The following is a 25,121-nucleotide window of genomic DNA, read 5'->3' on the forward strand; positions in this document are numbered from 1 at the left end:
ACAGTGTCAGGGTCAAGTCCGATCCGTGCCCCTGGCCCGGCCGCGGCTGACCTGGCCAGGGGCCCCGACGACTATCCCAGCACGATGCGTCCCGCGTGGCCATGGCCGTCGAGCGCGAACTCGACGGTGAGCGGCGACGTCGATACGACCCGCACTCCGGCATCCGCCTCGACGACGGTCGTCCCGGTGCCCGTCGGCAGGGTAACGCGCGCCACGTCCTGGGTGCGGCTGGGGTCCGCCAGGGCGATCGTCGTGCGCCCGTCGTGCTCGCGCACGGCGAGCGAGCAGGGTCCGGTGGTCTCGTATCCGCCCGCCGATCCCTCGGCGAAGAAGTTCGCGAGGGTGAGTCCGTCGCGCGCGGCACGCACCATCTGCGCCACGGCGTTGTTCGCGACGACGGCGACGCTCGGCCGGCCCGACTCGGCGAAGGTCGCGCTGTGCGCGACGTTCGGCATCATCAGGTAGGCGTATCCGCCGCCCGACGGGTCGGTGCCGTGGTGGTGGGTGATCGTGACGTAGTCGCGGGTCTTGACCTCGTCGGAGCCGCCCGTGTCGGAGCCCGAGTTGATCGTGCGCCAGTCGCCCGTGCGCCGCACGACCTGCACATCGATGTCGCCGCTGACGTTCTCGCCATCGAGCAGCACGTATCCGCCGTGCCCGGCGATGTGCACGTTGCGCGAGACGGTCACGGCCGCGTCACCGGCGGTCATCGCGCGGTTGCGGTTGTCGGTGCGGATGCGCGGCACGTCGCCTGCGGGGAACGATCGGTTCTCGATCGTGGTGAACACGTCGAAGCCGGATGCCGACGTGACCCCCGCACCCAGGCAGACCACCTTGTCATCGAGGAAGAACCACGACTTGCGGGCGCTCAGGGTCTTGTTGTGGTTCAGGTGGTCCATGCCCTGAATGCCCCAACGGTCATCGAGAGCGAGACCGCCCGCGAACGGCTGGTACGCGCGGGGGATGCCCGTGCCGTCGGTCGCGCCGTTCTGGCGCGGTTCTGCCGTGACCGTCGTGCCGGGCAGGCGGTACGGGTCGATGGTCGGCCAGAAGTCGTCGGCGAACTGCCCGGGGTCGGTGGGGGAGTAGATGAACGTCAGGCCGTCGCCCTGGTACCAGCCGACGTTGTTCTCGCGGTTGCCCCATTCGTAGCGGCCGATGCGGTTCGATGACACGTTGACGACGGCGCTGAAGTCGGGTCGGTGGTGCACGAGCCGGTCCTGGTCGCCGAAGGCCTTGGTGTACACCGGCGCCGGCGCCGGAACCACTGAGTCGTCGCCGAGGACCGAGGTGACCAGCAGCGACTTCGCGACGGTCTGCGAGGGCAGGCCGTACTGCTGCTCGGTGCTGCGTTGCAGCCATCCCTTCACCAGCGACAGGTAGCGGCTGCGGTACGGCTCGCCGGCGCCGGGGGCGAGCAGCAGAATGGCGGTCATGGCGCCGGCGCCGTCGACGTAGTCGGGCGCCTTCTGCCGCGAGACGGCGCGCCCGCGCACGGTGTCCATCATGCGACCGTTCCAGATGAACGGTGCGTAGGCGGCTTCGACAGCATCCAGGATCACCGACTTGTTCGGGTCGACGACGTCCCACGTGCTGCCACCGAGCAGGCCGAGGATCTCGGCCAGGCCGCCAAGAGTGACCACGCCGTACGTGCCGACGTAGGGCAGGCGGCCGTGCTGCACGAATGAGCCGTCGGTGTAGAAACCGTCGCCCCGCGTGACGTACCCGAAGACGCTGTTGCGTCCGCCGGCCACGGTGTCGCTGAGGGCGTCGCGGGCCGTCGCGATCTCATCGGGGCGGTTGTCGAGGATGCCGCGCAGCGCGCACGAAAGCGCCTTGTCGGTGCGGTTGGCGCCGGTCTCGGCGAAGCTGGTGCCGCTTCCGCGCCAGTTGGGGTTGGGCGCGAAGTGGCGCACGGCGCCGAGCAGTGTGGTGCGCACGTCGGCGGGCACGACCTCGTGCAGCAGTACGAGCGTGTCGGCGGCCTTGCGGGGTACGCCGATCTCCCAGAACCACCAGTTGCCGACGCGCGGCCGTCCGGCGACATAGACGTCGGTGCTGAGGTAGGTGAGTGCGGCGGTGAGGTCGGATGCCAGCGCCGGGTCCTGGTACTGGGCGCAGCCTGCGGTCGAGTAGGCCAGGGCCAGGCTGAACAGCCGGTTGAAGGTGACGCCCATGTTGCCTGAGAGGGTTGAGCCGCTGACGCCGGCGAGGGGCAGGTCTGCCCACACGCCGGGCGCGGCGACCGGGCGCACCATGGCGCCCCATGAGTCGGAGGCGGCCTCGCTCATCTGGCGCAGCACGTCGGCCAGTTCAGGTACGGAGGCGGCGCTGCCGTCGCCGACGAGCATCACTCGCCGTCGTTCGATGAGTGCGGCGAGGGGATCGGCGGATGCTGAGGCTGCGATACGGGCGGATGCGGCGTTCGCGGGCTGGGCGGTCATGGTGACCAGTGCGCCCGCGCCGAGCAGGGCGAGGAACGCGCGGCGGTTCACGGTGGGGATGGACATCTTCGGCCTCCTGGGGAATCGGCGGAGACACCTACGGTAAACGCTTTCTGGCTTCCTGTACAGAGGGCGTGAACGAGTGATCCCTTTGGGTGAACGCTCGCTCGCCCCTACGCGAACTGCCGGGCGTGCGCAGACCACCCCGACTCGGTGGGCAGAGAGCGCAACGGTCGGTTGAACAGCGCGAGCAGCGCGGCGAGAGCGCACAGGACTGCGCAGAGGATGAGCGTCGAGGTGCGGCCGGCCCAGGCCAACCCGAAGCCGGCGATCAGCGGGGCAAAGGGCATCGCGCCCATGCCGAGCACGCCGGCGGCGCTGTTCGCACGCCCAAGCAGGCGCGATGGCGTGGCGACCATGAAGTACCCCATCAACGCCGCGTTGAGCGCCGGCAGCGGCAGAACCGCGCCGCCGAAGACGATGCCGATGCCGATCGGGGAGTCGACGAGACTCACAATGCACGCACCGAGAGTGATCGTCGTCAGCCCGACGAGTACGAGCGAACCGGTCTTGACGCGCGGTACGAGCAGCGGGGCGACAAGTGCACCGGCGAGCATGGCGACACCGATCACGGCCGAGAGTGTGCCGATGGTGATCTCGGAGTGTCCGGCTTGCTGCAGTGCGTAGATCACACTGGTCACGGCCGATGTCAAACCCAGATTGACGATCGTGATCACGACCAACGCGCTGCTGAGGTCGGGGCGCGAGAACAACCAGCGGAAGCCCTCGCGGATCTCGCGCAGCATTCCCCGGGCAGGCTGAGGATCTGCGGCATCCGTGGTGCTCTCGTCAGGGATCGGATGCCCGGGATCGCGCCGCTCGGCGCGGCCCAGCACCCACGCGGTCGCGGCGGCGAACGCGTACGCGGCCGTCATGACCGCGCCGACCACCCAGGCGCCGGCGGCGAGCAGCGCACCGCCGAGCGGGCCGCCCGCGAGCTGCAGTGCGGCGTCGCGCCCCTGGTTGGCGGCCTGCGCCCGGCCCATCGCCTCGTCGGGCACGACCTGCTTCAGCGCGCTTTCGCTCGCCGGCTCGAATAGTCCGGCGCGCACGCACAGGGCGACCTCGAGCAGGAGCAGGGTGAGAAAGGTCAGCGATTCGAAGAACGCCAGCGCCGTGAAGGCCGCGCCGACGAACGTCGCGATCAGCGCGCCGACGAGCATCATCGCGATGCGGTTGTGGCGGTCGGCGAGTGCGCCGCCGATGAGTGTCGTGACCAATCGCGTCGCCATGCCGACCCCGCCGATGATGCCGGCCTGGGCCGGGTCATTGGTGACGAAGAGTGCGACGAGCGGGATCGCGAAGCTGAACAGTGTGGTGCCCAGGCCCTTGCCGGTGTCGCTGGTGAGCCAGAGCAGGTAGCGGCGGTTGCTCCAGAGCCGAACAGGGGGCGCTTCGATCGTCATGTCGCCAGAGTAACCGCGCAAGAAAACTTGCGCAACTAGAATTGCGCAAGTTTTGATGACTAGACTGCGGGGATGGGAAGCGGCTCGGCGGAAGGCAGAAGCGGCGCCGCCGTGATGACCTCGGCGATGCTCAAGGCGCTCGCTAATCCGTTGCGCCGCCGCATCATCAACGAGCTCGTCCGGCGCGAGTACGCTCGTGCGGCCGACCTGTCGGCCGCACTGGAGGTGCCCGCGAACTCGCTCAGCTTTCACCTGCGGGTGCTCGCCGAGGCGGGCCTCGTCGAAGAGGACCCCGACCGAGCCCGCGACCGGCGCGACCGGGTCTGGAAGCCCGTCGAGTTGCACGCGCTCGAACTGGGTACCCCCGAACAGCCCGTCGCCGACGCAGCTGCGGCGGCCGCTTTCGTGGCGCTCATCGCCGACGAGCATCACGAACTCGTGCGTCGCGTGGTCACCTGGGCGCCCGAATACACCCAGGGGCGCGATCCCGTCATTCGCGGCACGTTCGTTCAACGTTCGGCGCGGTTGACCCGTGTCGAACTCGTGAACGCGCTGGAGAAGATCGAGCAGGTCTTCCGTGAGGCCGAGCAGGCGCACGACCGCGACGACCCCGACTCCCTGTTCTGGAACATCGACATCGTCGCGGCCGACGAGACCATCTGAACAGACAGGCGGGGCGGGCGAAGCCGTGCCGCGCCTCAGCTCATCGAGAAGTCGTACCACTCCGGCACGGGTCGGTCGGGGAACGCCTCCCGCCACAGCGCCGACATGCTCAGCTCGCCCTCGCGGATGTCAGGCACCTCGAACCGCTCCTCAAGCAGAGCGCCCGCGGCCTCGCGGTCGCCCGTGGCGAGTGCGGCGCGCACATCCAGCATCCGCACCCGGCCCAGAGCTCGCACCTCAGCGGGGAGGGATGCCACCAACCCGCGCACCTCGTCGGCGCGGCCCGCGCGAAGCAACTCCGCGCCGAGTTCCAGAGCCAGGGGCACGACATCCGCAGCGAGCGAGAGCGCGTCGGTCAGCAGGGTGATTCCGGCATCCGTGTCGCCCTGCGCGATTCGCGCCTGTGCGAGTCCACGCAACGCCCAGGGCGAGCGGCGCTGCCGCAACGACGCCTCGTACAGCGACGCCGCGCGCGGCAGCTCGCCGGCCGCATGCGCGATGACCGCTCGGTGGTAGTGGGTCAGCCAGGTCGCCGCGGCGCCGGCCAACAGCTGATCCCAGCGCTCGCCGTCGACGTACGACGCAGGGGCATCCAGCGGTGCGGCATCCGCATCGCCCTCGCCGTCGAGCAGCGCCGCCCAGTAGGCGCCCTCCTCACCGGCATCCCGGTCGAAGCGCACACCCGGAAGGCTCGCGAACGACTCGCCGACGCGCGCGGCCAGCTCTGCTTCGAGCGCGCCCCACGGGGCGCCGATGTTCAGCATCCGTTCCGGGGTGACGTCGGCGACCGCCTCGAGACGCGACGCGTCCGTCGCCTCGGATGCCCGCAGCACCGCCGCCTCCACCACCGGGACCGCGCTCTCCCAGTCGCCATGCCGCGCCTCATCGTCGACCTGCAGCGGCACGAAGGTCTCGTGCCACTCCCACGTCGCGCCACCCGGCATCGGCAGGTGCTCGTACTGCGTGGTGGCCAGGCCTGCCTGGATCTCGAAGTACGCCCCCGTCTCGCCGCCGAGCCAGTCGCACCAGTGGCGGCCCCCGGTGGTGTCTCCCCACGCGAACAGCTTGCGGGCACGCAGTCGCGGCGACGACACGTGCGCGAGGCCCGAACCGTCGGGCTCGAGAGCGGCGATCCACGGCGTGCGGTCGCGGTTCAGGTCGTAGAACCAGTCGGCGGCGGCCGGAGCGCTCGCCGGCCGACTCACGTCGGGGTCTGCGATGTCGACGTACCCGAGCGAACCGTCGTACTGCGTCTGGTACGCGTGCGTCGCCGGGGCGAACACCCGCGATCCCGGCGTCTGAGCGACCGCGATGTTCGTCCACCAGTACATGCCCGTCTCGCGGGGATGCGGATTGCGCACCCGCACGCGCACGTGCAGCGCCGGGGCGTTGTCGTCGAGGGTGGCATCGAGCTGAACGATCAGTCCGCGCTTGCGCTCGTACTCCCACATGCGCAGCACCGGCGCGCCGTCCGGTGCCGTGATCTCGGCCGCGTAGAGCGGTGAGGCGGTCAGCGGCCAGTGCCCCCGCATGCCGATGTTCCACTCGGCGCCGCCCGAGAACCAGGCGTTGCGCAGCCCCAGGTTCGCAGGCTGGAACATCGCGTTGCGGTAGACCAGATCGCGTCCGGTGGCCTTGTCGAGCAGCCGCACGAGGCGGCCTCCGAGATCGAGCGCGAACTCCGCGCGCAGGTGCGCGTTCTCCAGCACCGCCAGCCGCATCGGTGCGGGGGATCGCTCGCGCGAGTACGCGTCCTGAAGTAGATACGGATGGATGCTGGTGACCCGACCGTACGCGATGTTCGCCGCGATCTCGTCGGGCAGATTCGCGGTCGAGGCCTCATAGGGCGCTTCGGGCATGGCGCCCACGGGCGGCAGCGGGTTGGTCGGTCCGACAGGGGCGGAGGGCAGGGCGACCGTGGTGAGATGCAGCGTTGCAGTCATGGTGATGCTCACGCTATCGCGAACGGTGGGTATCGTGAGCAGGTGTACGACTACAGCAGGCTGCGGCGATTTCCCGATGTCGAGGCGCCGAACCTGCAGGCGTGGGATGCCACCGACGAACTGCTCGTCGACTGGGCCCGTGCGGCCGGGATCGCGGGCGACAGCATCGCCGTGATCGGCGACGAGTACGGTGCGATCACGCTCGCTCTGACGGATGCCGGATTGCGTGGCATCCGCGTGCATCAGGATCTCGTGACGGGCCGCCGGGCGCTGGCGAACAACGCCCGCGCGCTGGGATCGGATCCGGACGCATTCACGACGCACGAGCTCGACGAGACACTGCTGCGCGGTGCGCAGCTGGTGCTGATGCAGTTGCCGAAGTCGCTCGCGGCGCTGGATGAGATCGCGGATGCTGTCGCGCGCTGGGCTACCCCCGAGGTCGTGCTGGTCGCCGGCGGCCGCGTCAAGCACATGACGCTCACGCAGAACGATGTGCTTGCTCGTCATTTCACGTCCGTGCATCCTCAACGCGCCACCCGCAAGTCCCGCCTTCTGGTGGCATCATCCCCCTCCTCCCCTCCATCCCCCTCCTCCCCTCCGTCCCCTCCCTCCCGTACCTCCCCTCCGTCCCCTCCCGCTGAGAAACCACTTCCCGTTCTAGAAACCACCACGCACGTGGTTTCTCATACGGCAGATGGTTTCTCACCGGTGGAGTTCACGCTCTGCGCGCATGGCGGGGCCTTCGCGGGGAGCAAGCTCGACATCGGGACGCGGGCGCTGCTCGACGCGATGCCGGCGCTCAGCGCGGGCTACCGCGCGCAGGGCAGCACGGTCGGCCGTTCGCAACTCCGGAAAAACGAGGCCGCAGCGGGGCAGAACGCCTCAAACGGGGGGGCTAGCGACCAGATCTCCGGAGTTGCGAACGAGGGGATGCGGGTGATCGACCTCGGCTGTGGCACCGGGGCTCTGGCCGTGGCGTTCGCGCTGCAGCACCCGACCGCGACGATCGTTGCGACGGACCGCTCCGCTGCTGCCGTGCGCTCGGCGCGGGCGACGGTCTCGGCGAACGGCCTGGATGACCGCATCACCGTCACACTCGACGATGCCGGGTCGGACCTGCCCGATGCTAGCGCCGACGTGATCCTGCTCAACCCACCCTTCCACCTCGGTGCGAGCGTGCACGAAGGGGCGGGTCGGCGGCTCATCGAGGCTGCTGCGCGGCTCGTCCGGCCGGGCGGTGAAGTGTGGACGGTGTTCAACTCGCATCTCGACCACCGCCGCGCTCTGACGCGCGTGGTTGGCCCCACCGAACAGGTCTCTCGCACGCCGAAGTTCACGGTGACGCGCTCGACGCGACGTGCGCGAATCCCCGGTGAGGGCACGAAACGATAACGGGATTTGCCACCCGATCAGCCATTCGTTACGGTGGAATGTGGCCATGATGGCCAAGACCAGTCCGCGGTCGCGTCCTCACGCTGTGCATGTCACCGAGGGTGCGGGCGTATGGTCGGTGATCTCTGCGTGGAGCCCGAAGCTCCGCGTCCGCGCCGCGCACGGCAATGAACGAGCGGCCCTGTGATCATGACCCGGACGTAACCAGACGGACTCACCGCCGACCCTGGAGCCGGTGAGTCACGGGGGAAACGTGTCCGAAACCGCTCTTGAAGCGCGCAATCTGTACAAGGTATTCGGCCGAAATCCACAGCAGGCAGTCAAGCGGCTGAAGGCGGGCGAGTCCCGTACCGACGTACTCGACGTCGGCACAGCCGCAGTGATCGACGCGAGTTTCACCGTCAAACGCGGTGAGATCTTCGTGATCATGGGGCTGTCGGGTTCCGGTAAGTCCACACTGATCCGCATGCTGAACGGCCTGCACGATGTGACCGACGGCACCATCACCATCGAAGGCAGCGAGATCACCGGCATTTCGGGATCCCGCCTGCGCGAGGTGCGCCGCGACCACGTGTCGATGGTGTTCCAGCACTTCGCGCTGCTTCCGCACCGCACGGTGGCCGCGAACGTCGCCTACCCGTTGGAGCTGAAGGGCGTCGACAAGGCCACCCGGCTGAAGAAGGCCGGCGAGATCCTGGCCATGGTGGGCCTGGACGGCTGGGGCGACAAGCTGCCCAGCGAGCTCTCCGGTGGCATGCAGCAGCGCGTGGGCATCGCCCGTGCGCTCGCCGCAGATGGCGACATCCTGCTCATGGATGAGGCGTTCAGTGCGCTCGACCCGCTGATCCGTCGCGAGATGCAGGAGCAGCTGGTCGAACTGCAGCAGAAGCTGCAGAAGACCATCATCTTCATCACTCACGATCTGAACGAGGCGATGTTCCTCGGTGACCGCATCGCGGTGATGCGCGATGGTCGCATCGTGCAGATCGGTACGCCTGAGGACATCCTCACCGACCCGGCCAACGACTACGTCGAGCAGTTCGTGCAGGACGTGGACCGCGCCCGCGTGCTCACCGCCGCCAATGTCATGGAGACGCCGCGTCCGGTGGTCACCGAGACGTCCGGCCCGCGCACGGCGCTGAAGCAGATGCGCGACGCCTACATGTCGGCGGCTTACGTCGTCGGCCGCGACCGCCATCTCGTTGGAATCGTCACCGATCGCGACGCCGTGAAGCTCGTGCGCAAGGGCGAGACCTCGCTGGCCACTGTGGTGAAGCCGGTGCCGCAGAGCATCGACGAGAACGAGATTCTGATGAATCTGTTCATCCCGTCGGTCGAGTCGCCACTGCCGCTCGCCGTGACGGACACCGAGGGACGCCTGACCGGTGTGATCCCCCGCGTGACGCTGCTGGCGGCGCTGGGCCCCGGGAGCGGTGCCACAGGTGAGCTGACGATCCCGCTTCAGCCGATGTCGGCGACCATGATCGATGAGGTGCTCGAGGAGGCGACCGCGGCCGCCGCAGGCACTCCGGGCAGTACAGGCAACAAGAACGAGCAGGCAGAGGAGGTGCGCTGATGGACGGCTTCAACATTCCGATCGGTGAATGGGGAAAGAGCGTCGTGGACTGGGTCCGCGATGATCTGGACTGGCTGACCGACGCCATCGCCGCCTTCGTCGGCTTCCTCGCCGAGGGCCTCGCCAACATGCTGATGGCACCCGCGGCCCCGGTGATGATCATCATCTTCGCGCTGATCGCCTGGCTGGTGCGCTCGTGGAAGCTCGCGATCGGCACCGTGGTGATGTTCGTCGTCATCCTCGGCGTCGACCAGTGGGACAACGCGATGCAGACGCTGGCGCTGGTGCTGATCGCCACGCTCGTCACCGTCGCGATCGCCGTGCCGCTGGGCATCTGGGCGGCCCGCAACGACACCGTCAGTGCCGTCATCAAGCCGGTGCTCGACCTGATGCAGACCATGCCGTCGCTGGTGTACCTGATCCCCGTGATCATCTTCTTCAGCCTCGGCTTCGTGCCCGGCGTCATCGCCACGGTGATCTTCTCGCTGCCGCCCGGTGTGCGTCTGACCGAGCTGGGCATCCGCGGCGTCGACTCCGAGACGGTCGAAGCCGGTCACGCCTTCGGCGCGACGCCCGGGCAGATCCTGCGCGGCATTCAGCTGCCACTCGCGATGCCGACCATCATGGCCGGCGTCAACCAGGTGATCATGCTCGCCCTGTCGATGGCCGTCATCGCCGGTATGGCCGGCGCACCCGGCCTGGGCAAGGAAGTGGTCGCCGCGCTCGCGACGATCAACGTCGCCCAGGGCATCGAGGCCGGCCTCGGCGTGGTGTTCATCGCCGTCTACCTCGACCGCGTCACGGCGGCACTCGGCAACCCCGGCGGCAACCGCTCGTCGCTGATGGGCATGATGCAGCGGCGCCGTGACGAGATGCGCCGCGCGTCGGCAGCATCCGCGGCGCAGACGGTCGACTCGGCGGCCGCAGCCTGACCCACAGAACGTCCCTTCCACACAGCACTACATACGGAACGCGTGAGACATACGTGAAGAAAGAAGGAAGCACCATGAACAAGAGGCACCTGACCAGCATCGTCGCGCTCGGCGCGGCGGCATCACTCGTCCTCACCGGTTGCGCCGGTGGCGACTCCGGCGACTCGGGCGACGCAGGCGCACCCGCCGGCGACGAGATGGGCACCATCTCGATGGGGTTCCTGCCCGCATGGACCGACGGTCTGAGCACGGCGTACCTGCTCGCCGACCAGCTCGAGAAGCTCGGCTACGAGATCGAGATGGAAGACGTCGTCGACGCCGGCCCGCTGTACACCGCCCTGTCGCAGGGTGACATCGACATGTACCCGTCGGCGTGGTCCGAGGTGACGCACGCCTCGTACATGGAGGAGTACGGCGACAAGATCGAAGACCTCGGCACCTACTACGAGGGCGCGGCGCTCACGATGGCCGTTCCGGACTACCTGGACGACATCAACTCGATCGCCGACCTCAAGGGCAACGCCGACATGTTCGACGGCAAGATCATCGGCATCGAGCCCGGCGCGGGACTCACCAAGGCCGTGCAGGAGAGCGCGATGCCCGAGTACGGTCTGGACGGCGAGTACGAGCTGCTGACGTCGTCGACCGGTGGCATGCTCGCCACGCTCGACACGGCTGTGGCCGCCGAAGACCCGATCGTCGTCACGCTGTGGCGTCCATTCTGGGCCAACAGCGCCTACCCGATGAAGGACCTCGAAGACCCCAACGGCGCCATGGGTGCCACCGAGGGTCTGCACTTCCTGGGCAAGCTCGGCTTCGCCGAGGAGTTCCCCGAGGCCGCTGACTTCATCGGCGACGTCACCCTGACCGACGAGCAGTACGGTGCGCTCGAGAGCCTCGTCACCTCGGACGAGTACAAGGACAAGTCGGCTGAGGCCGTCGACGCGTGGATCGCCGAGTTCGGCGACCAGGTCGACTGGCTCATCACCGAGTAAGACCAACGCATTCCACCGAGGCCCTCTCCTGTCGCACAGGAGGGGGCCTCGGTGCGTTGCGGGCGGCGTAGCCTGTGCACATGGACGGGTTCGCCGCCGTCGACTTCGGCTTCGCGCGTGAGGTGCTGCAGCGCGGCATCGCTGCGCTCTACCTGGTGGCGTTCGTCTCGTCGCTGAATCAGTTCCGGCCGCTGCTCGGAGAGCGCGGCCTGCTGCCGGCGCCGGACCTGCTCGCGTGGGTGGCCGAGTCGCCGAGAAGGCGGCGGATGCTACGGCCGACGCTCTTCTCGCGACTGCGCTACACGGATCGGCGGCTTGCCGCGCTGTGCTGGGCCGGCATCGGCCTGGCTGCTTTGCTGGTGGTGGGCGTTCCGCAGTGGGGCCCGCCCTGGGTGCCGATGGTCTGCTTCTTGCTGCTGTGGGGCGGGTACATGTCGATCGTCAGCATCGGCCAGACGTTCTACGCGTTCGGGTGGGAGATGCTGCTGCTCGAGGCGGGGTTTCTCGCGGCTTTTCTCGGGTCGGCCGAACACCCGCCGCCGACGGTGACGATCGTGTTGCTGTGGTGGCTGCTGTTTCGCCTCGAGTTCGGCGCGGGCATGATCAAGATCCGCGGCGGGCGGGAATGGCGCGACCTGACGGCGCTGATGTACCACCATGAGACCCAGCCGATGCCGGGCCCGCTCAGCCGTCAGGCGCATCTGCTGCCCCGCTGGTTCCACCGCGCTGAGGTGCTCGGCAATCACTTCGCTCAACTCGTCGTGCCATTCCTGCTGTTCACGCCGTTGCTGGGGCTGTGGATCGCCGGACCGGTGCCGACGCTCATCGGTGCCGCCGCCGCGACCGTCATCATCCTGACCCAGCTGTGGCTCGTGGTCACCGGCAACTTCGCGTGGCTCAACTGGGCGACGATCGTGCTCGCCTTCTCGGGGCTCGGTGTTGCTGCGGGCATGCTCGCGGGCATCCGCAACCCGGCGCCGCAGGCGACGATCCCGCTCTACTGGATCGTCGTGACCTCCGCCGTCGGTGCGCTCTACGTCGCGCTCAGCTGGCCGGCGTTGCGCAACCTTTTCGCCCATCGCCAGCTGATGAACGCGAGCTTCAACCGTTGGCAGCTTGCCAACGCCTACGGCGCGTTCGGCACGGTGACGAAGGAGCGCATCGAGTGGATCGTCGAGGGCACCGCGGATGCCGACCCCGAGACGGCCCGCTGGTCGGAGTACGAGTTTCGCGGCAAACCGGGTGATGTGAACCGGGTGCCCCGTCTGTTCGCCCCGTACCATCTGCGTCTGGACTGGCTGATGTGGTTCCTGCCGCTCGGGCACGCCGTCGACGACTGGTTCTCGGCGCTGCTGGTGCGGCTGCTGGAGGCCGACGCCTCAACGCTGCGGCTGCTGCGTCATGACCCGTTCGGCGGCACGCCGCCGCGCTGGGTGCGGGTGGTCTCGTACCGCTACCGGTTCACGACCCGTGCCGAGCATCGCGAGACCAGGGCCGTGTGGGTGCGTGATCGGCGGCACGTGCTCGTGCGGCCGCTGGGCCTGGAGAGGTGATGTCGCCAGCGGGTCAGTGCGGCAGGCGCACCGTGCGCCCGGTGCGCAGCGACTCGTAGGCGGCATCCACCAGGCGTACCGCGGCGATGCCGTCGGCGGGAGTGACGCGCGCCTCACGCCCGGTGCGGATCGCGTCGACGAAATCGGCGAGCTGCTCCCGATACGGATCGGATGCCGGTGCCGCGGCCTCTGCGGCGTCGATCTCTCCTGCGGAGAAGGCAGTGGCATCCGCGGTGTCGACGCGCAGGGTGCCGTCGGTGCCGATGACCTCGGCTACCGACCGGAAGGTGGACTCAGGGCCGACCCAGTCGCCGCGTACGTGGCTGATCGCGCCGTTGGTGTGCGTGAGCGTGACGTGCGCCGACACCGGAGGCTGGATGTGTCCGTCGACGGCCGGGGGATCCTGCGTGGCCGTCACCTCGATGACGGGGCCGGCGAGCCACCGGGCCTGGTCAAGATCGTGGATCATCAGGTCGCGGATGAGCCCGCCGCCGGCGTCCTCCGAAAAGAACCAGGCGGCGTCCGGCGCCACCCCGGTGCGCCGCAGGGTCAGCTCGACCAGGGTGCCGATCGCCTCGATCCGCTGCTTCAGCGCGTGGTAGCCCGAGAAGTAGCGCACGACATGGGCCGGGAAGAGGCGCATGCCGGCATCCGATGCCGCCGCTGCCAACGCGACGGCATCCGACTCGGTGACCGCCAACGGCTTCTCGCAGACCACGTGCCGCCGCGCGGCGAACGCGCGGCGCGCGATGTCGAGATGGGTGCTGGTGGGGCTGATGATGTCGACGATCCCCACCGCGGCGATCAGGTCGTCGAGGTCGTCGATCACGCGGATGCCGTACCGCTCGCCGAGCTGGCGTGCGCCCGTGCGATGCAGGATGCTGACCTCGGCGCCCAACGCCTGCCACGCCTCGATGTGCGACGGGGCGATCGCCCCGGCGCCGACGATCCCGACCCGCACGGTGTCTCTGTCAGCCATTTTCCGAGCCTACGCGCCGGGGCGCGCGTCGCGCCCGGCATTTCTGCAGGACGATCGCAACTTCTCAGGATGCCGGGGGCTGGATCATCCTGAAAAAGTGGAATCGTCCTGAGTTCTTGGCGGCAGGGGAGCCTGCTTTGGAGCCGCCAGCTCGCCGGCGACCTGCTTCTTGAGCGCGTCGACGGCCTCGTCAGAGAGCAGGATCAGCCCGTCGAGCTCTTCGCGCACGCGCTTGTAGGCGACGTTGCGCTCGGCCTGGGTTGCCGCGTCGTCGAGGGCGACGGCGAGCATGTGCTGGGCGCGGTCCAGGCGCTTGCGCTCGTCTTCGCTGAAGCCCGAGTCGCGCACCCGGCGGGCGTCGCGTTCCGCGACGTCGAACGCCACGGCGTAGTTGCCCACTGCTTCGAGGTACTCGGCGATCTCGGACTCGCTCACGGTGGCATCCGATGATTCCGGGCGCAGGGCGTCGGCGGTCTTCTTGGCGCGCAGGAAGGCGGCCGTCAGCGGCTGGCGGCCGTCGCTCATCGCGGGGAACGCGATGAGCTTGGCGACGTCGAGCTCATAGTCGAGCCAGCGCGCAGTGATCTCGTCGTGCTCAGCGAACAGCTTCTCGAGCATCTGGCGGCTCGCGGCGCGTTCGTCGTCGTCGTCGGCGCGACGCTTCTGCTCGCGGGTCGGGACGATGCCGCGCGCGGCGAGCTGAGCGGCCTTGATCTCACCCTTCACCCGCAGGGTTTCGAGGCGGCGTTCGTGGCGCCGTTTGGCGGCGCGCTCCCACGCCTTGCCGGCTCCGCCGGCCATGCCCATGATCGGGAAGATCAGCCACCAGTAGTCGCGGGCGAAGTCCCAGAAGTCCTGGAAGAACACATCCATGATGCGCTCAGCCTACTGCGCGTCGCCGCCGCACTCAGCGGGGTCCGACCCGCCACGGCTCCTTGACCGTGCGGATGAACGAGTACGTCACCAGGTCGCGGTGGTGCACCTCGCGGGCGTGGTAGATGTGCTTTCCGCTCACGGTGACGCCGACCGTGGTCCACATCTTGGCCACTTCGCCCTCGGGCTGCTCCAGCTGCGTGGCCTCCTCGGCGGTGAGGGCCGTCACGCCGGCCGACACGACCTCCCACACGATGCGCTCCGACCACAGGTCCGCGGCGATGTCGAACACCGAACGGGTGGGGTCGATGAAGGGGCGCTCGGTGCCGGCGGGCAGAGGCAGGATGTACGTGCCGACCATGGCCGGCTGGTCATCGGCGAACCAGCGCAGCACGATGCGGGCCGAGACCGGTTCGACGTCGGGGTGCAGCAGCGGCGCGATGTCGGCGGGGGTGGGTTCGAACGAGGCCGACAGTACCTCGACCGAGGGGGTGTACCCCATGCGCGCCAGCACATCGCCGTACTCGACGCAGGCCTCGAACCGTGCGCTCAGTCGCAGGGCAAGTGGATCGATCGTGGTCGCCGCGCCCTGACGCCGGGTGACGATCCCGAGGTTGCCGAGCTCGGCAAGGGCGTGGCGCACCTGCTGGCGGGTGCAGTCGAGCAGTTCGGCGAGCCGATGCTCGCCGGGGAGGCTTGTTCCGGCGGCGGCGGATTCGCGGACGTGGCGCAGAACTCCGCTGAGGATGCGCTCGTCTTCGGTGAGCGGCGTGCGCGGCCTTCGCTCGCTCCACGCGCTCATCGTGCCATCGGTCATCTGCGTCCCCCCGCCTTGGACAGCATAGGCGTCGTCACAATCATCACAACAAGTCAACAAGTTGGGCGATGATGGAAATAACCTATCAACAAGTGCGGGTGAGTCTGTTAGCGTCAGTCGATCCCTACAAAGGAGTGAGCAGTGACGACGACGGAGAGCATCCGGGGAATCCACCTCTGGGACGGCAGTGCCTATCGCGGCACGAGCCGCATCGACTGGACCGGCGACCGCATCGATGCGGTGCAGTCCGATGAGGGGACGCTCGACGAGCTCTGCGTCATCCCCGGCCTCGTCGATACGCACGTGCACCTGGGCGCCTACTCGGGAACCGGGCATGCCGACTGGTCGTCATGGCCGCTGATCACCCCGTGGGAAGAGCAGGTCTTCCACATCGCCAACAACGCCCAGAAGGCCGCGCGCGCGGGCGTCACCACTCTGCGCGACCTGTCGGGCGACGAACGGCAGTTGGCCGTCAAGCGCGCGTTCGACGAGGGCATCCAGCCGGGGCCGCGCGTGCTCGTCCACGGCGCCGTCGGCATGACGGCCGGTCACGGCGACCTCTTCATCCCGCCGCACTACCCCCACCGTGGCCGCACGGCCGACAGCCCCGACGAGTGCCGTAAGCTCGTGCGCGAGTACGCCCGCATGGGCGCCGACGGCATCAAGATCTTCGTCAGCGGCGGCGTGCTGTCGATGGGCGACAAGGTCGGCTGGCGCAACCAGACACTCGATGAGATCCGCGCCACGATCGACGAGGCCCACGCCCTCAGCATGCCCGTCGCCGCTCACAGCCACTCCGCCGAGGGCAACGAGATCGCCCTCTCGGTCGGCGCCGACTCGCTCGAGCACGGCACGGGCCTCGAAGCCGACCAGTGGGAGCGCCTCGTCGCCGGCAACATCCCCGTCGCGCCGACCCTGCTCATCAACGACGCCATCGCCGATGGTCGCGTCGCCGTCACCGACGATGCCCGCGACAAGGCGAAGGACGTCGTGGCCTACCGCGACTCGCTCTTCGGTGACGCCGGTCGCGCGGGCATCCGCTTCGTGCTCGGCACCGACGCCAACGGCATCTTCGTGCAGTTCGGCGACCAGATGGAGGAAGTGCGCCTGATGGCCGACATGTTCGGCTGGGACGCGGAGCGCGCGCTGCGCGCCGCGACGTCGGATGCTGCTGACGTCGTCGGCCTGACCAAGCGCGTCGGCACCCTCGCGGAGGGCTACGGCGCCGACTTCGTCGTGCTGCGCGGCCGCCCCTGGGAGAACATCGCCGACCTGCGCGTCGAGAACATCGTCGCCGTCGTCTCACGAGGCCGCCTCGTGCACGGCGCCCTGCCCACCGCGGCCTGACCGCCTACCCGACCCGCTGGACCCTGAGAGAGGACGATCGTGAACACCCCCGTACGACACGCATCCACACGCTGGATCGCCGCCTTCGGCGCGGCTGCACTCGGAGCCGGTCTGCTCGCCGGCTGCACCCCCGCCACCACCGACGGTGGCGAGACGAGTGACGAGCTCTACATCGCCGTCCAGGACGACCCGGTGTGCCTCGACCCGCAGCAGGTCACGCTGACCACGGCGCTGAACATCAGCCGCCAGCTGGTGGACTCGCTCGTCGACCAGGATCCCGAGACCGGCGAGATCGTCCCGTGGCTCGCAGACGCATTCGTCGCGAGCGACACATTGAAGGAGTTCACGTTCACCCTGCGTGACGGTGTCACCTTCAGCGACGGCTCGGAGCTGACGCCCGAGACGGTCAAGGCCAACTTCGATGCGCTGGCCGCGCTCGGCAGCACCGCACCGCTGGCCTCGCAGTATCTCGCCGGCTACCAGGCGACCGAGGTCGTCGACGAGTCGACGGTGAAGGTCACCTTCGCCGAGCCCAACGCGCAGTTCCTGCAGGGCGCGAGCACCATCACCCTGGGCATGCTCTCCGATGAGACCGCCGCGCTGACCGCCGAGGAGCGCTGCCTGGCGCCCGTCGGCTCGGGCGCGTTCGTGCTCGACGAGTACACCGCGAACGACGCGGTCGTCCTCTCGGCCCGTGAGGGCTACGGGTGGGGCTCGTCGCTGCGTGCGAGCAGCGGCGACGCGGCGATCAAGAGCATCACGTTCGCGATCACGCCGGAGCCCGGCGTGCGCACGGGTGGTCTGCAGACCGGCGAGTTCGACATGATCTTCGATCTGCCCGCGATCGACGAGCAGCGGTTCAGCACGGGTGACTACGAGATCTACGCGCGGGCGAACCCGGGCATCCCGACCTCGCTCGTGCCCAACACCGAGCGACCGATCGTCTCGGACCCGGTCGTGCGCCAGGCGATGATCCTTGCCACCGACCGCACCGAGATCGCCGAGCTGACCGGCTCGAGCATGGTGCAGCCGGTCGCCGGCGTGCTCAGCTCGGCCACGCCGTCGTTCCTCGACCAGGCCGACGCGCTCACCTTCGACCTCGACGCCGCCGAGCAGCTGCTCGACGACGCCGGTTGGAAGGTCGGCGCAGAGGGCACCCGCGAGAAGGACGGCACGCCCCTGACGGTGTCGGTGACGGCGTTCTACGGGCAGGACGTGCTTGAGGCGACGCAGGTGCAGCTGGCCAAGGCGGGAATCGACCTGAAGATCAACATGGTCACCGCGGGCGACTTCTTCGGTGCTGTCGCGTCGAAGGACTTCGACTTCCTGTCGGCGGGCCTGACCCGCACCGACCCCGACGCACTGCGCGTCATGCTCTCGCCGGCATCCGAGGCGCACTGGGCTGTGATCGACGACGCCGAGCTCGAAGCGCAGCTGACCGCGCAGGCCGCGACGGCCGACCCGGTCGAGCGCACCGCGATCCTCGCAGAGGCGCAGCAGCGCATCGTCGAGCAGGCCTATCTGGTGCCGCTGCTCGAGGTCGCGCAGGTGCACGCCTCGCAGAAGGGCGTCTCGGGCGTTGCGTTCGACTCGTCGTCGCGGGTCAACCTGTACGACGTCACCGTCCAGCGCTGAGCCGGATTCGGTAGGAAGGTGATCAGGAGATGACAGGCACGACCTCATGAACGCGACACTGAATGCGCTGCGCTACATCGCACCGAAACTGGCGCAGTTCCTGTTCGTGGTGCTGGCGACGTACACCGTCGTATTCCTCCTGGTCACCTTCCTGCCCGGCGACCCGCTGCTCGCCGCGATCGCGAGTAAGAGCGGCGGCGACACCGTCGTCGATCCCGAGACGCTCGAGCGGATGCGCGAGCAGTACGGTCTGGCGGGCACCCCGTGGGAGCAATACTGGCACCGCCTCGGGATGCTGGCTCAGGGCGACCTCGGGATCTCGATCGCCACCGGCCAGCCAGTCGCGACCATGATCGCCCGCGCGCTGCCGAACTCCGTCGAGATCGCCGCGATCGCCCTGGTGATCGCGATCATCATCGCCGTGGTCTTCACGTTCCTCGCTTTCCTGGCGCCGACGCGCTGGCTGCGCAACCTGCTGCTGCAGATCCCTCCCTTCGGTGTGGCGATCCCCGCGTTCCTCACGGGCCTGCTGCTGATCAGCTTCTTCTCGTTCACACTGGGCTGGCTGCCGTCATCGGGCAGTCGCCAGCCGGGCAGCGCGATCCTGCCCGCGATCACCCTTGCCCTGCCGGTCGGGGCGATCCTGTTCCAGGTGTTCTCTGCGGCCGTGCTGGAGGCCCAGGCCAGCCAGCACGTGTTCACCGCGGTGGCCAAGGGCGTACCGCCCCGCCGCATCTTCACCGCGCACCTGCTGCGCAACGCGCTGCTGCCGACGATCACCGTGCTGGGATTGACGATCGGCTACCTCGCGGCGGGCACGGCCGTGGTCGAGACGGTCTTCTCACGTGACGGCATCGGCCGGATGACCGTGAACGCCGTGCTGGCCAGGGATGTCAATGTCATTCAGGGCATCGTGCTCATGGTCGCCGCCGTCTATGCCACGGTCAACCTCATCGTCGACCTGGCGTACGGCGTGATCGACCCGCGCACGCGCCGCTCGGGACGTTCGGCGGCACGCGGCACTCAACCGGAGACGTCGCAGAAGGAGGCGTCGGCATGAGACTGCTGCGTCAACCCGGATTCACGCTCAGCGTGCTGGTGCTGATCACCGTCGCCGTGGCGATCGTCGCCCCGTCGCTGCTCGCCACGCACGATCCCTACCTCTCGGTGCCGAAGGATCGGTTGCTGCCGCCCAGCCCCGAGCACCTGTTCGGCACCGATAACCTCGGCCGCGACCTGTACTCCCGAGTCGTGCACGGCACAGCGCTGTCGATCGTGTCGGCGGCACTCGCCGTCGTCGTCGGTGTCGTGGTCGGCGGGCTGATCGGTCTCGCCTCGAGCTTTCTCGGGGGTCCGGTCGACTTCGCGATCATGCGCGTGGTCGACGTGCTCGTCGCGATCCCGGGCATCCTTCTCGCCCTCATCGTCGTGGCCACGCTGGGATTCGGGCCGATCTCGATCGGTCTGGGCGTCGGTCTGGGAGCCGCCGGGAGCTTCGCGCGCGTGATGCGCGCGCAGGTGCTGAGGGTGCGCAACGAGGAGTACGTCGAGGCAGCGCGCACGCTCGGCGCGCGCACGCCGGCGATCCTCTTCCGCCATGTTTTGCCCAACGCTGCCCGCCCGGTGATCGCGGTCGCCGCCCTCGAACTTGGCACCGCGATTCTTGGCGTCTCCGCACTCACGTTCCTCGGATTCGGCGCGCCACCGCCCGCGCCGGAGTGGGGCGCACTGTCGTCGGCCGGACGCGACTTCATCGCGACGCAGCCGTGGCTGAGCATCATCCCCGGCCTGGTGATCCTGGTGGTCGTGCTGTCCGTGAACCGGGTGGCGCGCGCAATCGGAGGTGAGCGATGACTGCGCCGCTGCTCAAGGTCGAAGATCTGCGGGTCGAGTACGCCACACGTGGCCGGAGCGCCGAGGTCGTGCACGGTGTGTCCTTCGAGGTGCACGCCGGCAAGGTCGTCGCGCTGGTCGGTGAATCGGGCTCGGGCAAGTCGACGGTCTCCCAGGCGCTGATCCGGCGTCTTCCCGAGAACGGCCGCGTCAGCGCGGGCGCGATCCGCTTCGCCGGTGAGGACCTCGCGCGTCTTCCCGAGCGGATGCTGCGCAAGGTGCGCGGTGCGCAGATCGGCTTCGTCCCGCAGGACCCCGGTTCGTCGCTCAACCCGCTGATGCGGGTCGGTGAGCAGATCGCCGAGACGCTGCGGATCCACCGGCGGATGCCGCGTGCCGCGGCCGCCGCGCGTGCGGTGCAGATCCTCGATGAGGTCGGCATTCCCGAGCCGGCGCTGCGGGCGACGCAGTATCCGCACGAGCTGTCGGGCGGTCTGCGTCAGCGGGCCCTGATCGGCATCGCCTGGGCGTGCGGGCCGCAGTTGGTCATCGCAGACGAGCCCACGAGCGCCCTCGATGTCACGGTTCAGCGGCACGTGCTCGACCAGCTCGACCAGCTCGTGGCCGACCACGGTACCGCGGTGCTGCTGATCACGCACGACCTCGCGGTCGCCGCTGACCGGGCCGACGAGATCATCGTGATGTACCGCGGTGAGATCGTCGAGCGCGGTGCCACGGCCGACGTGCTCAGCGCACCGAGTCACGAGTACACCCGTCGCCTGGTGGCTGCCGCGCCGGGGCTGCGTCAGGGGCGCCTGACGCCCCAGGCGCCGGATGCTGTCGAGAGCGCCGTGTTCACCGCGTTCCGCGACCGGGGCGTGCGGGAACAGGCGCACGAGAGCATTCTCGAGGTGCGTTCGCTGAGCAAGACGTACGGCGTACGCGGCGGGTCGTTCCTCGCGGCTGACGACGTCTCGTTCGCGGTGCCGCGCGGCAAGACGCTGTCGATCGTCGGCGAGTCGGGGTCGGGCAAGACGACCAGTGCGCGGATCGCGGCTCGGCTCGTGTCGGCCGACTCCGGCGCCGTGCTGCTCGACGGCACCGACATCACCCACGCCCGGGGTGAGGAGCTGCGTCAGCTGCGCCGGCGGATGCAGGTGGTGTATCAGAACCCGTTCGGATCACTCGATCCGCGCATGACCGTGGAGCGCATCGTGTCGGAACCGCTGCGGTCGTTCCGCATCGGTGATCGCGCGTCGCAGGCGAGCCTGGTGCGCGATCTGCTGGAGCGCGTGCGGCTGGCGCCCGAACTGGCCGACCGTCGTCCGCTCGAGCTCTCGGGCGGACAACGCCAGCGCGTGGCCATCGCCCGGGCGCTGGCCATCGGGCCCGAGCTGATGATCCTCGACGAGCCGGTGTCGGCGCTCGACGTGTCGGTGCAGGAGCAGATCCTGCAGCTGCTCGTCGACCTGCAGGCCGAGTTCGGTCTGAGCTATCTGTTCATCTCGCACGATCTGGGCGTGGTGAGTCAGATCTCCGACCGCATCGTCGTGATGCAGAAGGGTCGCGTCGTCGAGAGCGGCGATGCCGAGCGCGTCTTCGCCGAGCCGGCGCACGATTACACGAGGGAGCTCATCGCCGCCATCCCCGGCACCCAGCGCGCATGATACCCTAGGGGGTATCTTTGAGCGCAAGGGGAGTCAGTAGATGCGCGTGATCATCATCGGGGGCGTCGCCGGCGGTATGTCCGCCGCCACACGTCTGCGGCGCCTCGACGAGTCGGCCGAGATCATCGTGATCGAGCAGGGCGACTACGTCAGCTTCGCCAACTGCGGCCTGCCGTACTACGTCGGCGGGGTCATCCCCGAGCGGCAGGCACTGCTGCTGCAGACCCCCGAATCGCTGCGCGCGCGCTTCGAGCTCGACGTGCGCACCCGCCACGAGGCGGTCGCGATCAACCGTGAGGCCCAGACCGTCAGCATCCGCGATGCGCGCACCGGCGCCGTGATCGACGAGGCGTACGACCACCTGATTCTCGCCGTCGGCGCCACTCCACGCGACGCGTTCGACCAGATCGACGGCGGCCCGACGGTCTCGACCCTGCGCACCGTCGACGACGTCGATCGCATCACCCTCGCTCTCGAAGAACTGGCCCTCGATGAGGCACCGCGCGCGGGACGCGCGGTCGTCGCCGGCGGCGGCTTCATCGGTCTCGAAGCCGTCGAGAACCTCGTGCACCGCGGACTCGACGTCACGCTCGTGCAGAACGGCGCCCATCCGCTGAGCCCCCTCGACTCCGAGATGGCCGCTCTCGTCGTCGATGAACTCGCCGCTCGCGGCGTCGACCTGCGCATGCGCACCTCGGTCGCCTCGGTGGATGCCGACGGCGTGCACCTCGACGACGGCACCACCGTCGCCGCCGACCTGCTGATCGACGCCCGTGGCGTGCGCCCGGCGGCATCCATCGTCACGACCGCGGGTCTCGCGACCGCGCCCAGCGGCGGCATCGAGGTCGACGCCCTGCAGCGCACCAGCGACCCGCGCATCTTCGCCGTCGGCGACGCCGCGCTGAAGATCGATGCGATCTCGGCCGAGCCGACCCTGGTCACGATGGCGGGCCTGGCGAATCGGCACGGCCGTACCGCGGCCGACGTCATCGCCTGGGAACACGGACTGCTCGACGAGCGCCCCGCCGACGCCCTTCCGGCGGTCGGCACGGCGATCGTCGGCGTGTTCGGCCTCGCCGTCGCGATGGTCGGGTGGAGCGAGCGACGCCTGGCGGATGCCGGACGCGCGCACCGCGTCATCCACGCGCACCCCGCCGACCACGCCGGCTACTACCCCGGTGCCGAGCGGCTCACCATGAAGCTGCTGGTCGACCCCGGCACCGATCTGATCCTGGGCGCCCAGGTGATCGGCCGCAGCGGTGCCGACAAACGCATCGACATCATCGCCACCGCGATGCAGGCGGGGCTCACCGCCACGCAGCTCAGCCGCCTCGAGCTCGCCTACGCACCGCAGTACGGTTCGGCGAAAGACCCGGTCAACATGCTCGGCTACATCGCCGACAACGCCGCGACCGACCTCACCGGCAGCATCCAGTGGCACGAGCTCGACGCCGCCGTGGCGGCCGGCGCGACCCTGATCGATGTGCGCAGCGAGACCGAGCATGCGGGCGGCGCCATCCCGGGCAGCATCAACGTTCCGCTCGATGAGCTGCGCGCCCGACTCGGCGAGCTGCCCGACGGTGAACTGATCGTGCACTGCCAGGTCGGCCAGCGCGGGCACACCGCCACGCGCCTGCTGCGCCAGCACGACCGTCGCGTGCGCAACCTCGACGGCGGCTACCTCACCTGGGTGGCCGGAACGCGGATGCACGCCGACACCCGCACGACTGTGAAGGAGTACGCATGAGCCCTCAGGCATCCGATGAAGAGATCCGCAAGGTCGTCAACCGTCTCAAGCGGGCCCGCGGCCAGCTGACCGCCGTCATCGACGCGATGGAAGACGAGGCCGACTGCCGTGACGTCGTCATCCAGCTCGCCGCCGTCGGCAAGGCCATCGACCGCGCCGGCTTCTCGGTGATCAGCACCGCGCTGCGCAGCTGCGTGACCGACGCCGAGCAGGGCACCGTCCGTGAGGACGACGCCCCCACCGTCGCCGAGCTCGAGAAGCTGTTCCTGACGCTCGCCTGACACGCGGCTCGTTCCCGCACCGATACCCGGTCCACGTCCCGTACGTTTGGCGGGAGTCCGTACAGATGCACGCCGGTTTGCCGCGAAACCGCCCGCCAAACGTACAGAGTCCCGCCGAACGTACGCGTGTCAGCCGGCGTCGGCGACGCGCTGCGCGAGGTACGGCAGCACGCGATCGGATGCCGGTGGCGCCTGCAGCCCGAGTACGCGGGCGATCTCCAGGGCGAGCACGGCGTGGCCGGTTGCTCCGGGATGGAACGGGTCGTTCAGCAGGCGGTGGGCTACCCCGCCCGCCCCGAGTTCGGTGAACCGGGCGAACTGGTCGATGAGGATGACGTCCTGCCGCGCGGCGACATCGCGGGTCGCCTGGGCGAACTCGGCGATGCGTGCGCGCTCGGGGGCATGGGCGACGTCGATCGTCGGCGGCGTCTGCAGCACCGGGATCGCGCCGACCTTGCGCACGCGCTGCACGAACTCCGTCACCGATGCCGCGAACTCGTGCGGCGCGACGACGCCCGCCTTGGCGGTCGTCGAGCAGTCGTTGGTTCCGATCATGAGGGTGACGATGTTCGGATGCCAGTGCGCGACGCGCCGGTCGAAGTCCTTGAGCAGCTGCGTGACGCGCCAACCGCTGATGGCGGTGTTGATCAGGGCATCCTGCACGCGACCCATATCCCCGCGGATCAGCTCATGCAGGTGGTCGACGTAGTTGCGGTCGCCGCGGGTGTGCAGCAGGCCGTGCGTGATCGAGTCGCCGGTCAGTACCCAGGTGAGGGGTGTCTTCGACGCCAGGGCATCGCGCAACCGGTCGCGTTCGCCGCCCACCGATCAGCCGAGCAGCAGGGTCAGCACGGTAGCGCCGCCGCCGACGAGGATCAGCGAGACGATCGTGATCCACGCGACGACGCGGATGCGGCGCTGGCGCCCCTCGCTGTAGACGGAGAGGTCTTCGGCTTCTTCATGGTGGGCGTTCATCGG

21 protein-coding genes are annotated in these 25,121 nt (G+C 69.0%); 13 read left to right on the top strand and 8 right to left on the bottom strand.

What is annotated here, in order from left to right:
• Positions 1–71: 71 nt before the first annotated feature.
• Positions 72–2,510: a polysaccharide lyase 8 family protein gene (locus PTQ19_RS00485; RefSeq protein ID WP_274368036.1), complete on the bottom strand. Its 2,439-nt coding sequence runs from the start codon at positions 2,508–2,510 to the stop codon at positions 72–74.
• Between the two features lie 107 nt (positions 2,511–2,617).
• Positions 2,618–3,910, bottom strand: coding sequence for an MFS transporter (locus PTQ19_RS00490; protein ID WP_274368037.1), 1,293 nt, complete (start codon positions 3,908–3,910; stop codon positions 2,618–2,620).
• A 72-nt stretch (positions 3,911–3,982) separates the two neighbouring features.
• On the opposite strand from PTQ19_RS00490, the gene PTQ19_RS00495 reads away from it, so the two are divergent.
• Entirely contained in the window at positions 3,983–4,573 is a 591-nt protein-coding gene (locus PTQ19_RS00495; protein ID WP_206821338.1) for an ArsR/SmtB family transcription factor, read from the top strand.
• Positions 4,574–4,608: 35 nt separating this feature from the next.
• On the opposite strand, the gene PTQ19_RS00500 is transcribed toward PTQ19_RS00495, so the two are convergent.
• Positions 4,609–6,516, bottom strand: a complete 1,908-nt coding sequence (locus PTQ19_RS00500) for a DUF5107 domain-containing protein (protein WP_274368038.1) — start codon at positions 6,514–6,516, stop codon at positions 4,609–4,611.
• A gap of 42 nt (positions 6,517–6,558) precedes the next feature.
• On the opposite strand from PTQ19_RS00500, the gene PTQ19_RS00505 reads away from it, so the two are divergent.
• The 5 genes from PTQ19_RS00505 (at position 6,559) to PTQ19_RS00525 (ending at position 12,964) form a co-directional block, all read left to right on the top strand.
• The gene (locus PTQ19_RS00505) at positions 6,559–7,908 is read left to right on the top strand and encodes a class I SAM-dependent methyltransferase (protein WP_274368039.1); all 1,350 of its coding nucleotides are present in this window, start codon (positions 6,559–6,561) and stop codon (positions 7,906–7,908) included.
• Between the two features lie 253 nt (positions 7,909–8,161).
• A complete protein-coding gene (locus PTQ19_RS00510) occupies positions 8,162–9,484 on the top strand; it encodes a quaternary amine ABC transporter ATP-binding protein (protein WP_274368040.1) in 1,323 nt (440 codons plus the stop codon).
• Positions 9,484–10,416 carry an ABC transporter permease gene (locus tag PTQ19_RS00515; RefSeq protein WP_274368041.1) on the top strand — a complete coding sequence of 311 codons (933 nt, stop codon included), beginning with the start codon at positions 9,484–9,486 and terminating at the stop codon, positions 10,414–10,416. Before PTQ19_RS00510 ends, PTQ19_RS00515 begins: the two co-directional genes overlap by 1 nt.
• Before the next feature lie 74 nt (positions 10,417–10,490).
• On the top strand, positions 10,491–11,411 hold the full coding sequence (locus tag PTQ19_RS00520; RefSeq protein WP_206821332.1) for a glycine betaine ABC transporter substrate-binding protein: 921 nt from the start codon (positions 10,491–10,493) through the stop codon (positions 11,409–11,411).
• Positions 11,412–11,491: 80 nt separating this feature from the next.
• Entirely contained in the window at positions 11,492–12,964 is a 1,473-nt protein-coding gene (locus PTQ19_RS00525; RefSeq protein WP_274368042.1) for a lipase maturation factor family protein, read from the top strand.
• A gap of 13 nt (positions 12,965–12,977) precedes the next feature.
• On the opposite strand, the gene PTQ19_RS00530 is transcribed toward PTQ19_RS00525, so the two are convergent.
• The 3 genes from PTQ19_RS00530 to PTQ19_RS00540 form a co-directional block, all read right to left on the bottom strand.
• Positions 12,978–13,943, bottom strand: coding sequence for a Gfo/Idh/MocA family protein (locus tag PTQ19_RS00530; RefSeq protein WP_274368043.1), 966 nt, complete (start codon positions 13,941–13,943; stop codon positions 12,978–12,980).
• Positions 13,944–14,027: 84 nt separating this feature from the next.
• Positions 14,028–14,816, bottom strand: coding sequence for a hypothetical protein (locus tag PTQ19_RS00535; protein WP_274368044.1), 789 nt, complete (start codon positions 14,814–14,816; stop codon positions 14,028–14,030).
• A 34-nt stretch (positions 14,817–14,850) separates the two neighbouring features.
• Positions 14,851–15,633 (bottom strand): GntR family transcriptional regulator, encoded by a 783-nt coding sequence (locus PTQ19_RS00540; protein WP_179409440.1) that lies wholly within the window; start codon positions 15,631–15,633, stop codon positions 14,851–14,853.
• Between the two features lie 141 nt (positions 15,634–15,774).
• Between PTQ19_RS00540 and PTQ19_RS00545 the strand changes: the two genes are divergently transcribed.
• From PTQ19_RS00545 to PTQ19_RS00575, 7 genes are read left to right on the top strand one after another with little or no spacing between them, the layout of a single operon-like run.
• Positions 15,775–16,980 carry an amidohydrolase family protein gene (locus PTQ19_RS00545; protein WP_206550781.1) on the top strand — a complete coding sequence of 402 codons (1,206 nt, stop codon included), beginning with the start codon at positions 15,775–15,777 and terminating at the stop codon, positions 16,978–16,980.
• A gap of 39 nt (positions 16,981–17,019) precedes the next feature.
• Positions 17,020–18,615 carry an ABC transporter substrate-binding protein gene (locus PTQ19_RS00550; protein ID WP_274368045.1) on the top strand — a complete coding sequence of 532 codons (1,596 nt, stop codon included), beginning with the start codon at positions 17,020–17,022 and terminating at the stop codon, positions 18,613–18,615.
• 46 nt (positions 18,616–18,661) lie between these two features.
• The gene (locus PTQ19_RS00555) at positions 18,662–19,675 is read left to right on the top strand and encodes an ABC transporter permease (protein WP_224818525.1); all 1,014 of its coding nucleotides are present in this window, start codon (positions 18,662–18,664) and stop codon (positions 19,673–19,675) included.
• Entirely contained in the window at positions 19,672–20,469 is a 798-nt protein-coding gene (locus PTQ19_RS00560) for an ABC transporter permease (protein ID WP_179409436.1), read from the top strand. Before PTQ19_RS00555 ends, PTQ19_RS00560 begins: the two co-directional genes overlap by 4 nt.
• Positions 20,466–22,115, top strand: a complete 1,650-nt coding sequence (locus PTQ19_RS00565; protein WP_274368046.1) for a dipeptide ABC transporter ATP-binding protein — start codon at positions 20,466–20,468, stop codon at positions 22,113–22,115. The genes PTQ19_RS00560 and PTQ19_RS00565 overlap by 4 nt, the downstream gene beginning before the upstream one ends.
• A gap of 40 nt (positions 22,116–22,155) precedes the next feature.
• Positions 22,156–23,862: an FAD-dependent oxidoreductase gene (locus tag PTQ19_RS00570; RefSeq protein WP_274368047.1), complete on the top strand. Its 1,707-nt coding sequence runs from the start codon at positions 22,156–22,158 to the stop codon at positions 23,860–23,862.
• On the top strand, positions 23,859–24,143 hold the full coding sequence (locus PTQ19_RS00575) for a metal-sensitive transcriptional regulator (protein ID WP_274368048.1): 285 nt from the start codon (positions 23,859–23,861) through the stop codon (positions 24,141–24,143). The genes PTQ19_RS00570 and PTQ19_RS00575 overlap by 4 nt, the downstream gene beginning before the upstream one ends.
• A 129-nt stretch (positions 24,144–24,272) precedes the next feature.
• Here PTQ19_RS00575 and PTQ19_RS00580 read toward each other — a convergent pair whose 3' ends face one another.
• Both PTQ19_RS00580 and PTQ19_RS00585 read right to left on the bottom strand, forming a co-directional pair.
• The gene (locus PTQ19_RS00580; RefSeq protein ID WP_274368049.1) at positions 24,273–24,968 is read right to left on the bottom strand and encodes an SGNH/GDSL hydrolase family protein; all 696 of its coding nucleotides are present in this window, start codon (positions 24,966–24,968) and stop codon (positions 24,273–24,275) included.
• A 3-nt stretch (positions 24,969–24,971) separates the two neighbouring features.
• Entirely contained in the window at positions 24,972–25,118 is a 147-nt protein-coding gene (locus PTQ19_RS00585; RefSeq protein WP_274368050.1) for a hypothetical protein, read from the bottom strand.
• Positions 25,119–25,121: the final 3 nt, after the last annotated feature.

This window comes from Microbacterium esteraromaticum (assembly GCF_028747645.1).
Classification (GTDB): Bacteria; Actinomycetota; Actinomycetes; order Actinomycetales; family Microbacteriaceae; genus Microbacterium; species Microbacterium esteraromaticum_C.

What these genes read in the sequence shown, in the direction of transcription:
- PTQ19_RS00535 (WP_274368044.1), bottom strand. Translation starts at nt 14,816, where the DNA reads ATGGATGTGTTCTTCCAGGACTTCTGGGACTTCGCCCGCGACTACTGG.
- PTQ19_RS00575 (WP_274368048.1), top strand. Translation starts at nt 23,859, where the DNA reads ATGAGCCCTCAGGCATCCGATGAAGAGATCCGCAAGGTCGTCAACCGT.
- PTQ19_RS00515 (WP_274368041.1), top strand. Translation starts at nt 9,484, where the DNA reads ATGGACGGCTTCAACATTCCGATCGGTGAATGGGGAAAGAGCGTCGTG.
- PTQ19_RS00570 (WP_274368047.1), top strand. Translation starts at nt 22,156, where the DNA reads ATGCGCGTGATCATCATCGGGGGCGTCGCCGGCGGTATGTCCGCCGCC.
- PTQ19_RS00525 (WP_274368042.1), top strand. Translation starts at nt 11,492, where the DNA reads ATGGACGGGTTCGCCGCCGTCGACTTCGGCTTCGCGCGTGAGGTGCTG.
- PTQ19_RS00560 (WP_179409436.1), top strand. Translation starts at nt 19,672, where the DNA reads ATGAGACTGCTGCGTCAACCCGGATTCACGCTCAGCGTGCTGGTGCTG.
- PTQ19_RS00585 (WP_274368050.1), bottom strand. Translation starts at nt 25,118, where the DNA reads ATGAACGCCCACCATGAAGAAGCCGAAGACCTCTCCGTCTACAGCGAG.
- PTQ19_RS00520 (WP_206821332.1), top strand. Translation starts at nt 10,491, where the DNA reads ATGAACAAGAGGCACCTGACCAGCATCGTCGCGCTCGGCGCGGCGGCA.
- PTQ19_RS00540 (WP_179409440.1), bottom strand. Translation starts at nt 15,633, where the DNA reads ATGACCGATGGCACGATGAGCGCGTGGAGCGAGCGAAGGCCGCGCACG.
- PTQ19_RS00555 (WP_224818525.1), top strand. Translation starts at nt 18,662, where the DNA reads ATGAACGCGACACTGAATGCGCTGCGCTACATCGCACCGAAACTGGCG.
- PTQ19_RS00485 (WP_274368036.1), bottom strand. Translation starts at nt 2,510, where the DNA reads ATGTCCATCCCCACCGTGAACCGCCGCGCGTTCCTCGCCCTGCTCGGC.
- PTQ19_RS00500 (WP_274368038.1), bottom strand. Translation starts at nt 6,516, where the DNA reads ATGACTGCAACGCTGCATCTCACCACGGTCGCCCTGCCCTCCGCCCCT.
- PTQ19_RS00490 (WP_274368037.1), bottom strand. Translation starts at nt 3,910, where the DNA reads ATGACGATCGAAGCGCCCCCTGTTCGGCTCTGGAGCAACCGCCGCTAC.
- PTQ19_RS00565 (WP_274368046.1), top strand. Translation starts at nt 20,466, where the DNA reads ATGACTGCGCCGCTGCTCAAGGTCGAAGATCTGCGGGTCGAGTACGCC.
- PTQ19_RS00495 (WP_206821338.1), top strand. Translation starts at nt 3,983, where the DNA reads ATGGGAAGCGGCTCGGCGGAAGGCAGAAGCGGCGCCGCCGTGATGACC.
- PTQ19_RS00530 (WP_274368043.1), bottom strand. Translation starts at nt 13,943, where the DNA reads ATGGCTGACAGAGACACCGTGCGGGTCGGGATCGTCGGCGCCGGGGCG.